The sequence below is a fragment of the Microbispora sp. GKU 823 genome (assembly GCF_002027145.1).
Classification (GTDB): domain Bacteria; phylum Actinomycetota; class Actinomycetes; order Streptosporangiales; family Streptosporangiaceae; genus Microbispora; species Microbispora siamensis.
Genome location: NZ_MWJN01000039.1, coordinates 59,725 through 72,324 on the forward strand (window position 1 = coordinate 59,725; position 12,600 = coordinate 72,324).

Annotated in this window: 12 protein-coding genes and 1 pseudogene; 6 read left to right on the top strand and 7 right to left on the bottom strand. The window is 70.4% G+C overall.

The window, feature by feature from the left end; all coding sequences use genetic code 11:
* Window positions 1-81 precede the first annotated feature (81 nt).
* Window positions 82-591: a GyrI-like domain-containing protein gene (locus B1L11_RS21400; protein ID WP_079316113.1), complete on the top strand. Its 510-nt coding sequence runs from the start codon at window positions 82-84 to the stop codon at window positions 589-591.
* Here B1L11_RS21400 and B1L11_RS21405 read toward each other — a convergent pair.
* The 6 genes from B1L11_RS21405 to B1L11_RS21430 form a co-directional block, all read right to left on the bottom strand.
* A complete protein-coding gene (locus tag B1L11_RS21405) occupies window positions 573-1,142 on the bottom strand; it encodes a hypothetical protein (RefSeq protein WP_079316114.1) in 570 nt (189 codons plus the stop codon). The genes B1L11_RS21400 and B1L11_RS21405 overlap by 19 nt on opposite strands.
* Window positions 1,139-1,372, bottom strand: a complete 234-nt coding sequence (locus B1L11_RS21410) for a helix-turn-helix transcriptional regulator (protein WP_079316115.1) — start codon at window positions 1,370-1,372, stop codon at window positions 1,139-1,141. The genes B1L11_RS21405 and B1L11_RS21410 overlap by 4 nt, the downstream gene beginning before the upstream one ends.
* A 30-nt stretch (window positions 1,373-1,402) precedes the next feature.
* The gene (locus B1L11_RS21415) at window positions 1,403-2,194 is read right to left on the bottom strand and encodes an ABC transporter permease (protein WP_079316116.1); all 792 of its coding nucleotides are present in this window, start codon (window positions 2,192-2,194) and stop codon (window positions 1,403-1,405) included.
* Window positions 2,191-3,054: an ABC transporter ATP-binding protein gene (locus B1L11_RS21420; protein WP_079316117.1), complete on the bottom strand. Its 864-nt coding sequence runs from the start codon at window positions 3,052-3,054 to the stop codon at window positions 2,191-2,193. Before B1L11_RS21420 ends, B1L11_RS21415 begins: the two co-directional genes overlap by 4 nt.
* A 96-nt stretch (window positions 3,055-3,150) precedes the next feature.
* Window positions 3,151-3,798: a nitroreductase family protein gene (locus B1L11_RS21425; protein ID WP_079316118.1), complete on the bottom strand. Its 648-nt coding sequence runs from the start codon at window positions 3,796-3,798 to the stop codon at window positions 3,151-3,153.
* Between the two features lie 114 nt (window positions 3,799-3,912).
* Complete coding sequence (locus tag B1L11_RS21430) at window positions 3,913-5,031, bottom strand: CaiB/BaiF CoA-transferase family protein (RefSeq protein WP_079316119.1); 1,119 nt, start codon at window positions 5,029-5,031, stop codon at window positions 3,913-3,915.
* A gap of 75 nt (window positions 5,032-5,106) precedes the next feature.
* Here B1L11_RS21430 and B1L11_RS21435 point away from each other — a divergent pair, with 75 nt between their 5' ends.
* The 3 genes from B1L11_RS21435 to B1L11_RS21445 all read left to right on the top strand — a co-directional run bounded on the left by B1L11_RS21435 (window position 5,107) and on the right by B1L11_RS21445 (window position 8,934).
* Window positions 5,107-6,096 (top strand): NAD(P)-dependent oxidoreductase, encoded by a 990-nt coding sequence (locus tag B1L11_RS21435; protein WP_079316120.1) that lies wholly within the window; start codon window positions 5,107-5,109, stop codon window positions 6,094-6,096.
* Window positions 6,097-6,281: 185 nt separating this feature from the next.
* Complete coding sequence (locus B1L11_RS21440; RefSeq protein WP_079316121.1) at window positions 6,282-7,652, top strand: FAD-binding oxidoreductase; 1,371 nt, start codon at window positions 6,282-6,284, stop codon at window positions 7,650-7,652.
* Between the two features lie 25 nt (window positions 7,653-7,677).
* Window positions 7,678-8,934 carry a class I SAM-dependent methyltransferase gene (locus B1L11_RS21445; RefSeq protein ID WP_079316122.1) on the top strand — a complete coding sequence of 419 codons (1,257 nt, stop codon included), beginning with the start codon at window positions 7,678-7,680 and terminating at the stop codon, window positions 8,932-8,934.
* Between the two features lie 6 nt (window positions 8,935-8,940).
* Here B1L11_RS21445 and B1L11_RS21450 read toward each other — a convergent pair whose 3' ends face one another.
* The gene (locus B1L11_RS21450; RefSeq protein ID WP_079316123.1) at window positions 8,941-10,467 is read right to left on the bottom strand and encodes a long-chain fatty acid--CoA ligase; all 1,527 of its coding nucleotides are present in this window, start codon (window positions 10,465-10,467) and stop codon (window positions 8,941-8,943) included.
* A gap of 149 nt (window positions 10,468-10,616) precedes the next feature.
* Between B1L11_RS21450 and B1L11_RS21455 the strand changes: the two genes are divergently transcribed.
* A complete protein-coding gene (locus B1L11_RS21455) occupies window positions 10,617-11,885 on the top strand; it encodes a cytochrome P450 (protein ID WP_079316124.1) in 1,269 nt (422 codons plus the stop codon).
* Window positions 11,886-12,341: 456 nt separating this feature from the next.
* Window positions 12,342-12,600, top strand: a pseudogene (locus B1L11_RS47015) (RNA-guided endonuclease TnpB family protein); the annotation flags it as partial.

Consider the following 12,600-nt stretch of genomic DNA (forward strand, 5'->3'; position numbering starts at 1 on the left):
CGGGTCATATCCGGCATTCCCGGCCGACGCCGGAGCAGACCCGGACACGGGATACATTGACCTCGCCTGAAAGGAGAGCATGTGATCATCGTTGACCGTCCGGAGACGCTCGTCGTCGGCTATGCCGTACGGACGACCAACGCGGCGGAGGCGGACCAGGCCCGTGCCCAGCTGCCGGCCCTGTGGGCTCGCGCCGGAGCGCCCGGAGCCTTCGCGCACGTGCCCGGCCGGATCGACGAGAACCTGTACGCCGTGCTGACCGACTACGAGAGCGACCACAACGGCGCCTACACCCAGATCGTCGGCGTGGCCGTGCGTACGGCGGCGCGACTGCCAGAGGGCATGGTCGCCGTGCGGGTGCCGGGCGTGCCCGCGCTGCTGTTCGAGGCGCGGGGACCGATGCCGGGCGCGCTCGTCGAGGCCTGGCAGCAGGTGTGGAAGCACACCGAGTCGGGCGGCACCCCGGCCCGCGCCTTCACCACCGACCTGGAGATCCACCACCCCGGGGGCGTCGACCTCTTCGTGGCCACGCTGCCGTCGTTCGGGGAGCCCTCCGGGCCCCCGGCGCAGGTTCAGGCGACGCCGGCCTGATCGTCGTTCTGCCCGTCGTCCCGGTCGTCGTCCGGCGGCGGGTCGGGCAGCCGCCACCCGGCGACCAGCAACGGCAGCAGGAAGTGCGTCCACCACAGGGCGAAGACGCCGAGGAACACGGCCGCGGCGGGGATCTGGGACTTGTCTCCCTTGCTCCACGTCGCGACCACGACGAACGCCGCCAGGCCGGCCAGGATGAGTCGCATCACCCTGTTCGCGTACGTGTGCGCCCGGAGCCGCTCGGCGACCTGCCGCTCGTCGAGGTGGGTCTCCGGCAGCGAGGCGAGCCCGCGGGTGGCGCTGTTCAGCGCGGTCACGACCGGGACGTAGATCGCCAGCATGACCACCAGCAGCACGAGGTTCACCCGGACGGCGGTGTCGCTCGGGGCGATCGCCCACGACACCGCGGCGTCCGCCCACAGCAGCAGCACGCTGGCCGCGCCCGCCACGACGAGCAGGCGGCGCCGCCGCCGGGTGCGGTGCAGCGCCACGAGGCGGTCCTGCTCCATCGACCGGGCCACGTGGAGGTTCCAGCGTTCGCGCAGGTTCACGACGCGCTCCCCAGTTTGGGAAACGGCTTGAGGGAGAAGACGACCTCCACCGGCACCTCGAAGAACTCGGCGATCCGCAGGGCCAGGTGAAGGCTCGGGCTGTACTCGCCGCGCTCCAGGTAGCCCACCGTCTGGTAGTGCACCCCGAGCGCGGCGGCCAGATCCCGGCGCGAGACCCCGCGGTCGGCCCTCAGCACCGCGATGCGGTTGAACACCGGCTCCTCGGCCACGTCTCACCTCCGTCGGGCCCATGAGTCCGCTCATCTTCCGCGGACCCGGCGCAGCAGCCAGGGGGCTAGCACCATACCGCCGACCGCCCATGCTCCCAGAACGGCCGCCGCCCGGCCGAGCGGCCAGCTGTGCCCGAGCTCGGTCGCGAGGACGGAGTCGGGCAGGAACGCCGCGCGCAGCCCGAGGCCCTGCCAATAGAGGGGGAAGAACTGGGCGATGCCGCGCACCAGGCCGGGCAGCGCCTCCAGCGGGAACATCACCCCGGAGACGAGCATCAGGAGCATCGACGGCAGGGCGAGCATGGCCGCGGCCGCCTTCGGGCCGGACACCAGGCTGCCGATCATCGCGCCCAGCGGCACGACGGCCAGCGTGCCCAGCACCAGGACCCAGGCGAGCGTGAACCACCGCGCGGGCGTCGCCGGCGCGGTCACCCCGGCGAGCGGCACGGCCACCAGCAGGACGAGCGCGGCGTTCAGCGCGATCGTCAGCAGCGTCGAGACGGCCCGCCCGGTCAGGTAGACGCGGATGCCCCGGGGCAGCGTGCGGGCTCGCATGAGCGTGCCCTCCTCGCGGTCCGCGGCGATCAGCATCGGCAGCCCCATCAGCCCGGTCGAGAAGACCGCGAACGCCAGGAAGCCCGGCGTCATGAACGCCGCCATGGACACGGGTGCGCCGGGCACGTTGTCGTCCCCGATGAACAGGACGAGCACCACGTAGGTGCCGACGGTCCCGACGAGGGCGTTCAGCAGCTCCTTGCGGTCGCTCCAGAGGTTGAGCTGCTCGGTCCAGCCCCGCCGCAGCCCCAGCGTCGTCGCGTTCATCGCGTCCCTCCCACGGTCGCCGTCTCGCGCGTCTCGTCGATGAGATCCAGGTAGCTCTCCTCCAGGGTCGGCCGCCTGATCTCCAGCCCGGGGACCGGGCCGCCGTACCGCCGGTGCAGGTCCCACGCCACGCCGGACGGGTCGGCGGTCTCCAGCTCGCCGTCCTCCCAGCGCACCAGCGACGGCGCCTGCACGGCACGGGCCAGCTCGGCCGGACTGCCGCAGGTGACCACCCGCCCGGCCACGAGTACGGCGATCCGCCCGGACAGCCGCTCGGCCTCGGCCAGGTCGTGCGTGGTGAGCAGGACGGTCAGCCCCTCGTCGCCGGCCAGCCGCTCGATCAGCAGGTGGAACTCCCGCCGGGCCTCGGGGTCGAACCCGGTCGTGGGCTCGTCGAGGAACAGCACGTCGGGACGGCCGACGATGCCGAGCGCGACGTCCAGGCGGCGGCGCTGGCCCCCGGACAACACCCCGACCCGGTTTCGCGCCGCCTCGGTCAGGCCGAGCGTGGCGAGCAGCTCGTCCACGTCGCGCGGCTTCTCGTAGTGCGCCGCGACGTGCGCGAGCAGGTCGCGCGCCCGCCAGCGGGGATGGTCGCGCCACGACTGCATCACCACACCGAGCCGCGCCCGCCAGGCGTCCCCGGCCCGAGCCGGGTTCTCGCCGAGCACCTCGACCTCGCCCGACCAGCCCGTACGGAACCCTTCCAGGATCTCGACCAGGGTGGTCTTGCCGGCGCCGTTGGGCCCCAGCAGCGTGAACACCTCGCCCCTGCGCAGGTCGAGGTCGACGCCCTTGAGCACCTGGATGGGCCCGTACGCCATGCGGAGTCCGCGTACGCGGATGACGACGTCGTGCATGCGCCCTCCAATGCAGTAATCGTGCTCTCGAATGTAGTAGGTGTACTACATTCGATTCAAGACCTGCTTCATTGGAGGGCGGTCAGCGTGATCGGCTCAGGGCGTCCAGAGGGGCTCGGGGATCTCGAAGCCCACCGGCTCACCCCACTGGTTGCGGTAGGCGACCTCGTGGGCGGGGCGGCGCGGGGCCACGTCCCAGCGGCCGGTCGGGTAGCCGAAGGTGACCATGCACGCCACCTGCCAGCCCTTGTCCTCGGGCACGCCGAGGATCCGCATCGTCTCCGCGCCGTGGAACAGCCCCAGCACGGACGTCAGCGCGCTGCCCACGCCGAAGGCGCGGGCGGCCAGCTGGGCGCTCCACACGGAGGGGTAGATGGAGCCGCCGCTCGGGTCGTTGCGGGTGAAGGCGAACATCAGCAGGGGATAGGACTCGAAGTGGTCGGCCAGGTGCTGCGCCGACCGCAGCACGTTGAGCGTGCGGGTGTCGCCGGTCGCCTCGGCCCGTTCGCGCATCGGCTTGTAGTGCCCCTCGAACAGCCTGCCGAGCGCGTCCCGGTACAGCGGCCCCAGCTGGGACTTCACCCCGGGATCGTCAACGAGCAGGAACCGCCAGCCCTGGGTGTTGCCGGCGCTGGGGGCGCGGACGGCCGCGTCCAGGATGCGTTCCTGGACCTCCATCGGGATCGGGTCGGGCTTGACCCGCCGCATGGCGCGGGTCGTGTAGAGGGCCTCGAAAAGGTCCATGTGCGGGAGAACTCCTCGATCGTCGCGGGGGAAATAGGAGCCGGGGTCAGGGCGGCACGGCCAGACCGGCACGGTTGGGGAGACGGTCAGGCCGGCCAGGTCAGGGCGGCACGGTCAGGCCAGCACGCCGGCGGCGCGCAGGGCCTTCGCCTCGTCGCCGGGCAGGCCCCAGCCGCTCAGGTCGTGCAGCCGGGTGGCCGGGGCCAGGTCGCCGCGCGGCACGCCCACCAGCCGGGGCGCGGGCGCGGCCTGCGGCAGCCCGCCGACCTCCACGAACGTGCCGCGCGCCTGGTTGTGCGGATGCCGGACGGCCTCGCGCGGGTCGAGCACGGGGGACACGCAGGCGTCGGATCCCTCGAAGACCGCCTCCCACTCGGCGCGGGTGCGCGACCGGAACGCCTCGGTCAGCCGCTCCCTGATGGCCGGCCAGTTCGCCCGGTCGTCGCGGTCGGGCATGTCGTCGATGCCCATCCGGGCGAGCATCTCCGCCCAGAACTGCGGCTCGAGCGCGCCCACGGCGAGATGGCCGCCGTCGGCCGTCTCGTACGTGTCGTACATGGGGGCGCCGGTGTCGAGGAGGTTGGTGCCGCGCGGGCCCCAGTGGCCCGAGTGCACCCCGCCGTAGAACATCGAGAACAGCAGCGCGGCGCCGTCCACCATCGCGGCGTCCACCACCCGGCCGCGCCCGGTGCGCTCGCGTTCCAGCAGGGCCAGCAGCACGCCGTACGCCAGCATGAGCCCACCGCCGGCGAAGTCGCCGAGGATGTTGATCGGCGGGGTGGGCTTGCCGCCCTCGCGGCCCAGCATCGACAGCACTCCGGCGATGGCGATGTAGTCGATGTCGTGCCCGGCCGTGGAGGCGAGCGGGCCGTCCTGTCCCCAGCCGGTCATGCGGCCGTAGACCAGCCGTTCGTTGACCGCGTGGAGGTCGGCGGGCCCGATGCCGAGCCGTTCCGCGACCCCGGGCCGGAAGACCTCGATCACCACGTCGGCCCGCTCGGCGAGCCGCTTGAAGGCGGCGACCCCCTCCGGGGACTTGAGGTCCAGGCCGATCGTGCGCTTGCCGCGGTCCATCACGTCGTGGCGCGGGGCGTCGCTCACGGCCTTCACTCGGTCGATCCGCAGCACCTCGGCGCCGTGGTCGGCGAGCATCATCCCGGCGAACGGCCCGGGCGCGAGACCGGCCAGTTCCAGCACCCGGATCCCCGCCAGGGGTCCCCGCGACTCTTCCATCCGCGCCCTCCTCGCAGCGGCATCAGTTCACGGGACAAGTAGAACATGTTTCTGTAGGCGTGCGAGACTGCGCCCGTGACGTGGAATGTTCTCGCTCTGCCGCCGCTTCCGGAGACCGCGGTGCGCGGCCTGCTCGCCGACCTCGACGGCCGCGTCGAGGTGCGTGTCCCCGCCCGCCACGACCGCGCGGCGCTGCTGGACGCGCTGCCCGAGGCCGAGATCGTCGTGGGCGACTGGAGCGGGGCCCTGGCCCTCGACGCCGAGGCCGTACGGCTGGCGCCGCGCCTGGCGTTCGTGCAGCAGCCGTCGGTCGGCGTGGACGGGCACGACCTGGAGGCGCTGGCCCGCGCCGGGGTGCCCCTCGCCAACACCGCGGGAGTGAACGCCGCCGCGGTGGCCGAGTGGTGCCTGGCCGCCGCGCTGGCGCTGCTGCGCCACCTCGCGGACGGCGACAGGGACATGCGGGCGGGGGAGTGGCCGCAGTTCGCCTACCAGCGCCGCGAGCTCGCCGGATGCCGGGTGGGAGTGATCGGCTTCGGGCCGATCGGCGCGGCCTGCGCCCGCCTGTTCGGCGCGCTCGGCTGCCGGGTCTCCTACTGGTCGCGCACGCCCAAGCCCGAGTCGTACGGCGCGGCCTACCTGGACCTCGACGCGCTGGTGGCGGGTAGCGACGTGCTCGTCCTGGCCGTGCCGCTCGCGCGGGAGACCCGCGGGCTGATCGACGCCGCCGGGATCGCCCGCATGCCGAAGGGGTCGGTGCTGGTCAACGCGGCGCGGGGCGGGGTGGTCGACCAGGCGGCGCTGCTGGCCGCGCTGGAGTCCGGTCACCTCGCCGGCGCGGCGCTGGACGTGTACGACAGCGAGCCCCCGCCGCCGGACGACCCGCTGCGCTCCTGCCCGGGGGTCCTGCTGTCGCCGCACGCGGCCGGAGTCACGCCCGAGGCGACGACCCGGCTGATCCGGTGCGTGCTGGACAACCTCACCGCGGCGGTGGAGGGCCGTCCCGTCGTCAACGTGGTCAACGGCGCCGACCCGCTCGTCCGCCGGCGTCAACCCAGGTCATGACGGTTTCCACAGTTACGGCAGGGGCGGCGGAGGCGATGAGAAAGGGCAGGATACGATCTACGCCGACGGGGCGCCGCGGGAATCCCAGATAGTTTTCGCGGGCGTAACGTGTCTACTCTGGTCTGCGTTCCCCTCCGGGGATAGCGTGCCAAGAGGCGATCTCTACGATCCATGGGGGTGGTGTCATGCCAGAGCGCACGGCCAGTATGACCGCCCATCAGCAGGCCGTCGAGCAGATCAGGAACTCCTACGCGGCCATTCCGGCGGACGCGGCTCCCCGGCTGGCCAAGGCGACGACGAACCTGTTCCGCTTCCGCACGCCGGCCAAGACGGCCACGCTGTCCGCCCGCGATCTGGACCAGGTCATCCACGTGGACCCGGTGACCATGACGGCCGAGGTCCAGGGCATGACGACGTACGAGAACCTGGTGGACGCCACGTTGCCGTACGGGCTCATGCCGTACGTCGTGCCACAGCTCAAGACGATCACGCTGGGCGGCGCGGTCACCGGTCTCGGCATCGAGTCGACGAGCTTCAAGGACGGCCTGCCGCACGAGTCGGTCGAGGAACTGGAGATCCTCACCGGCGACGGGCGGATCGTGGTGGCCCGGCCCGACAACGAGCACGCGGACCTGTTCCACGCGTTCCCCAACTCCTACGGCACGCTCGGCTACGCCCTGCGCATCCGGATCAAGCTGGCCCGGGTGAAGCCGTACGTCAAGCTGACGCACATCCGCTTCAGCGACGCCGACAAGTGCATGCTCGCCATGCAGGAGATCTGCGAGAGCCGCGAGCACGACGGCGAGCAGGTGGACTTCGTCGACGGCACGTTCTTCGGCCCCGACGAGCTGTACATCACGATCGGCTCGTTCTCCGACCGGGCGCCCTACACGTCCGACTACACCGGCATGCGGATCTACTACCAGTCGATCCGCAGCCGCGTCCGCGACTGGCTGACCGTGCGCGACTACCTGTGGCGCTGGGACACCGACTGGTTCTGGTGCTCGCGCGCCTTCGGCGTGCAGCAGCCGCTGGTCCGCTCGCTCCTCCCGCGCCGCTACCTGCGGTCGGACGTCTATCGCAAGCTCGTCGGCCTCGACCAGAGGTACGGCGTGACCGCCCGGATCGACCGCTGGCGGAACAACCCGGTGCACGAGTCGGTCATCCAGGACGTCGAGGTGCCGATCGAGCGCGCCGCCGAGTTCCTGGAGGTCTTCCACGACAAGGTCGGCATGACCCCGGTGTGGATGTGCCCGCTCAAGGCGACCGACCGGTGGGCGCTCTACCCCCTGGAGCCCGGCCGCCTGTACGTGAACTTCGGCTTCTGGGGCATGGTTCCGCTGCCGCGCGGACAGTACGACGGTTACTACAACCGGCTGATCGAGCGGGCAGTTCACTCGCTCGACGGCCACAAGTCGCTGTACTCCACCTCTTTCTACGAGCGTGAGGAGTTCTGGCGGCTTTACAACGGAGACGCCTACTGGCCGGTCAAACGCGCTTACGACCCGGGCGGCCGGTTGCTGGACCTCTATGACAAGTGCGTCAGGGGCCGGTAGGCGTCGATACGTCGGGAGAGGTGCAATGACTCTTGCGAAGATCTTCGAGAAGATCGTCGGTCCTGACGCGGGCGTCGAGTTCGTCGCCTACGACGGCAGCAAGGCCGGATCCTCGGGGGCGGACCTCCGCATCGAGGTGAAGTCGCCGGTGGCGGTGGCCTACCTCGCGCAGGCGCCGGGAGAGCTCGGCCTCGCCCGCGCGTACATCTCCGGCCACATCGACGTGCACGGGGACATGTACACCCTGCTCGACCGGATGTGGTCGCTGACCCTGAACGACCTGCCGCTCAGCGAGAAGGTCGCCGCGATCCGCTCGCTCGGGATCAAGCCGCTGCTGATGCGCGTCCAGCCGCCGCCGCAGGAGGCACGGCAGAGCACGCTGGCGAAGCTGGGCAGCCGGCACGCCAAGCAGCGGGACGCCGAGGTGATCCACCATCACTACGACGTCTCCAACCGCTTCTACGAGTGGGTGCTGGGCCCCTCCATGGCGTACACCTGCGCGGTCTTCCCGCGGCAGGACGCGACGCTGGAGGAGGCGCAGTACACGAAGTTCGACCTGGTGGCCAAGAAGCTCGACCTCAAGCCCGGCATGCGGCTGCTCGACGTCGGCTGCGGCTGGGGCGGCATGGTCATGCACGCGGCCAAGGAGTACGGCGTGAAGGGCCTCGGCGTCACGCTGTCGCGCCAGCAGGCCGAGTGGGCGCAGAAGGCCATCGCGGAGGCCGGGCTGTCGGAGCTCGCCGAGGTCCGCTACATGGACTACCGCGACGTCGCGGAAACCGGTTTCGACCGGGTCAGCTCGATCGGTCTCACCGAGCACATCGGCAAGGACAACCTGCCGTCGTACTTCTCCTTCCTGTACGGCAAGCTCAAGCCGGGCGGGCGCCTGCTCAACCACTGCATCACGCGCCCGACCAGCACCGAGAAGACCATGAACAAGGGCGGCTTCATCAACCGCTACGTCTTCCCCGACGGCGAGCTGGAGTCGGTGGGCTACCTGATCCGCCAGATGGAGGACACCGGTTTCGAGGTCCGCCACGAGGAGAACCTGCGTGAGCACTACGCGCTGACGCTGCGCGAGTGGTGCAAGAACCTCGACGCCCACTGGGACGAGGCGGTCGAGGAGGTCGGCCAGGGCACCGCCCGGGTCTGGCGGCTCTACATGGCCGGCTGCGTCGTCGGGTTCGAGCGCAACAAGGTGCAGCTCCACCAGGTGCTCGGCGTCCGGCTCGACGAGGGACGGTCGCACGTTCCGCTGCGCCCGTCCCTCGACTGGCCGTAAAGGTCTCTACCGCAGCTCGCGCTTGAGGATCTTGCCGGTGGCGGTCATCGGCAGGGACTCGCGGAACTCCACGATTCGCGGGTACTTGTAGGCCGCCATCGTCTCCCGGCACCACGCCACCAGTTCCTCCTCGGTGGTGGTGGCGCCGGGCTTGCGGATGACGTACGCCTTGACCTCCTCGCCGTGGGAGTCGTGGGGCACCCCGACGACCGCGGCGAGCGAGACCGCCGGGTGGGTCATGAGGACCTCCTCGATCTCCCGGGGATACACGTTGAAGCCGCCCCGGATGATCATGTCCTTGGCCCGGTCGACGATGAAGTAGTAGCCGTCCTCGTCGCGCCGGGCCACGTCGCCCGTGCGGAACCAGCCGTCCTTCATCACCTCCGCGGTGGCCTCCGGCCGGTTGTAGTAGCCCTTCATGATGTTGTGGCCGCGGACGGCGATCTCGCCGATGTCGTCGACCGTGTTCCACTCGGCGTCGACCAGCTTCATCTCCACGCCCCAGATCGGCGTGCCGATCGACCCGGGCTTGTTGGGCTTCCCGGGCTGGTTGAACGAGGCCACCGGCGAGGTCTCCGACAGGCCGTAGCCCTCCAGGACGTCCACCCCGAACGTCGCGCTGAAGTCCTTGAGGACCTCCACCGGCAGCGCTGATCCGCCGGAGACCGCGCTCACCAGCGACGTCGGCACCTGCGCCGCCCCGGTGTGCACCGCGGTGAGCATCGCCCAGTACATGGTCGGCACGCCGGCGAACAACGTGACGTTCTCCCGCCGCATCAGCGTGAGGGCCTCGGCCGGCTCGAAGCGCGGCATCAGCACGAGCGCGGCGCGGCGCCGGAACCCGGTGTTCATCAGCACGGTCTGGCCGAAGGAGTGGAACAGCGGCAGCGTGACGAGGTAGACGTTCTCCGGCTGCCGCGGCGACAGCTCGTCGTTGACCATCGCGTTCATCAGCATGTTCTGATGCGTGAGCTCGGCGCCCTTCGGCTGCCCGGTGGTGCCGCTGGTGTAGAGGATCACCGCCGTGTCCTCGGGGGAGGTCTGCACGGTCTCGAACTCGCCGGACACCCCGTCGAGGGCCGCCCACAGCGTCTCGCCGAGCTCGGACTCGGTGGCGAGCGGCGTGGCCGGCAGCACGAAGAAGTGCTCGGCGCGTTCGGCGTCGGCGAAGCCGGCCCGGCCCCGTTCGCCCAGCGGCAGCTCGGGGGAGCCCTCGAAGCAGAAGAAGGCCTTGGCGTCGGAGTCGTCCAGGTGATAGGCGATCTCCCTGGCCTGCAGCAGCACGTTCAGCGGGACGACGGTCGCGCCCGCCTTGAGGATCCCGTAGTAGACGAACGGGAAGTACGGCAGGTTGGGGCAGGCCAGCGCCACCTTGTCGCCCTTGCCGATGCCGCGCGAGACCAGCAGGTTGGCGACCTGGTTGGCGACGGTGTTCACGAGCGAGTACGGCAGGCGCATGTCGCCGAGGACGACCGCGGTGGCGCCGGGCTTCTCCCGTGCGCTGTCTTCCAGCACGACGGCCAGGTTGAGCATCTGCCGCTCCCTCTTCTATCGGACCCTTCGGTCCATACCAACCGGTAGGTACCTCAGCGTAACTGCTCGGAGAGTGGATTTTGAGGGTCCGGTTACAAGGGCGTTCTCGACCCTTGACGATGCTGTGTCCCCGCACAAGAGTGGGCGGCATGGACACGGCTGTCGACCTGTCCCACATCCCGTTCTGGGGGCTGCCCCAGGCCGAGCGGCACGAGGCGTTCCGCCGCCTGCGCGCGCTCGACCGGCCCGTCTTCTTCCGGGAGAACAAGATCCCCTTCATCGGTCACGGACCGGGCTACTACGCGCTCGTACGGCACGCCGACGTGACCGAGGCGAGCCGCGACCCCGCCGTCTTCAGCAGCGAGCCGACGGCCAACAGCATCCCGGACATGCCCCGCTGGCTGGCCGTCTACTTCGGATCGATGATCAACATGGATGATCCCCGGCACGCCCGGCTGCGGCGGATCGTCTCGCGGGCGTTCACCCCGCGCATCCTGGCCAAGATGGAGGAGGACCTCGGCCGGGCCGCCCGGGAGATCGTCGACGGGGCCGTGCGGGAGGGGCCCGGCGACTTCGTCACCCAGATCGCCGCCCGATTACCCGTACGGGTGATCTGCGACATGATGGGCATCCCGCCCGAGCACCACGACCGGGTGCTGCGCCGTACGAACACGATCCTGGCCAACGCCGACTCAGAGTATTCGGGCGTCGCCGTCGACCCGTCCCAGCCGGACGGCTCCTTCGGCCGCTGGACCACGGCCCGCGGCCTGGCCGCGCTGCTGCGGGCCGGGCACGACCTCAACGCGCTGGCGCGGCGCCTCGCCGGGGAGCGCCTCCGCAGGCCCACCGACGACCTGACCAGCAAGCTCGTGAACGGAGAGGAACGCCTGACCGCTCAGGAACTCGGCTCGTTCTTCATCCTGCTGGTCGTCGCGGGCAGCGAGACGACCCGCAACGCCATCGCCCACGGGCTCAAACTGCTCACCGACCACCCCGAGCAGCGCGCGCTGCTGCTCGCGGACTTCGACGGGCGCATCGCGGGCGCCGTCGAGGAGATCGTCCGCTACTCCAGCCCCGTCATCCAGTTCCGCCGCACCGTGACACGCGACCACACGATGAACGGCCACGACTACCGCGCGGGCGACAAGGTCCTGCTGTTCTACAACTCGGCGAACCGGGACGAGGCGGTCTTCCGCGATCCCGACGTCTTCGACATCACCCGCAGCCCCAACCCCCACGTCGGCTTCGGCGGCCACGGCCCCCACTACTGCCTGGGCGCCCACCTCGCCCGCCGGGAGATCACCGTGATGTTCCGGGAACTGTTCGACCGCATGCCCGCCATCCGCTCGGTGGGCGAGCCGTCGTACCTGCTGTCCAACTTCATCAACGGCGTCAAGCACATGAGCTACCGCTTCTAGCTCCGGCTTCAGCGCTATCTAGCGAGTTCGCCGGTGAACACACCCCGCCGGCATTTGGGTGTGAAGACCACATACGCATGCAGTGTGCAGACGATGCTGCGTCCTGGCCGGATACCGAGTTGGGTTTCCCATCACAGCGATACCGGCCGAACGATAATGTGTTCGAGGTGAGGTTGGTGGTGCAGGTGAGGCTGATGCCGACGCCTCAGCAGGCGGCGGCGTTGGAGGCCACCTTGCGCGCGGTCAATGAGGCCGCCAACCACGTCTCACGGGTGGCCTTCACCACGGGGACGCGGCGCGAGTACACGCTGCGCAGGCACACCTACCGCGAGCTGAAGGCACGCGGGCTGGGGGCGCAGGCCGCCCAGCATGTGATCAAGAAGGTCGCCGACGCCTACACCACGCTGCACGCCAACATCCGCAACGGAAACCTGGGCCCCCAAGGATCGGCACGCCGTGCCCGCCACCTCCAAACCGATCACCTTCCGCGCCGATGCCGCCCAGCCGTTCGACGACCGGTGCCTGTCGTGGCGGATCGACGCGCGTACGGTGTCGATCTGGACGACGGAGGGCAGGGTGCGCGATGTGGCCTTCACCGCGTCGGCCGAGCAGCTCACGATGCTGGCCGCCTATCGCAAAGGCGAATCGGACCTGGTGTGCCGGGACGGCATGTGGTTTCTGATCGCCACCTGCGATCTCCCCGACCGGCCCATCG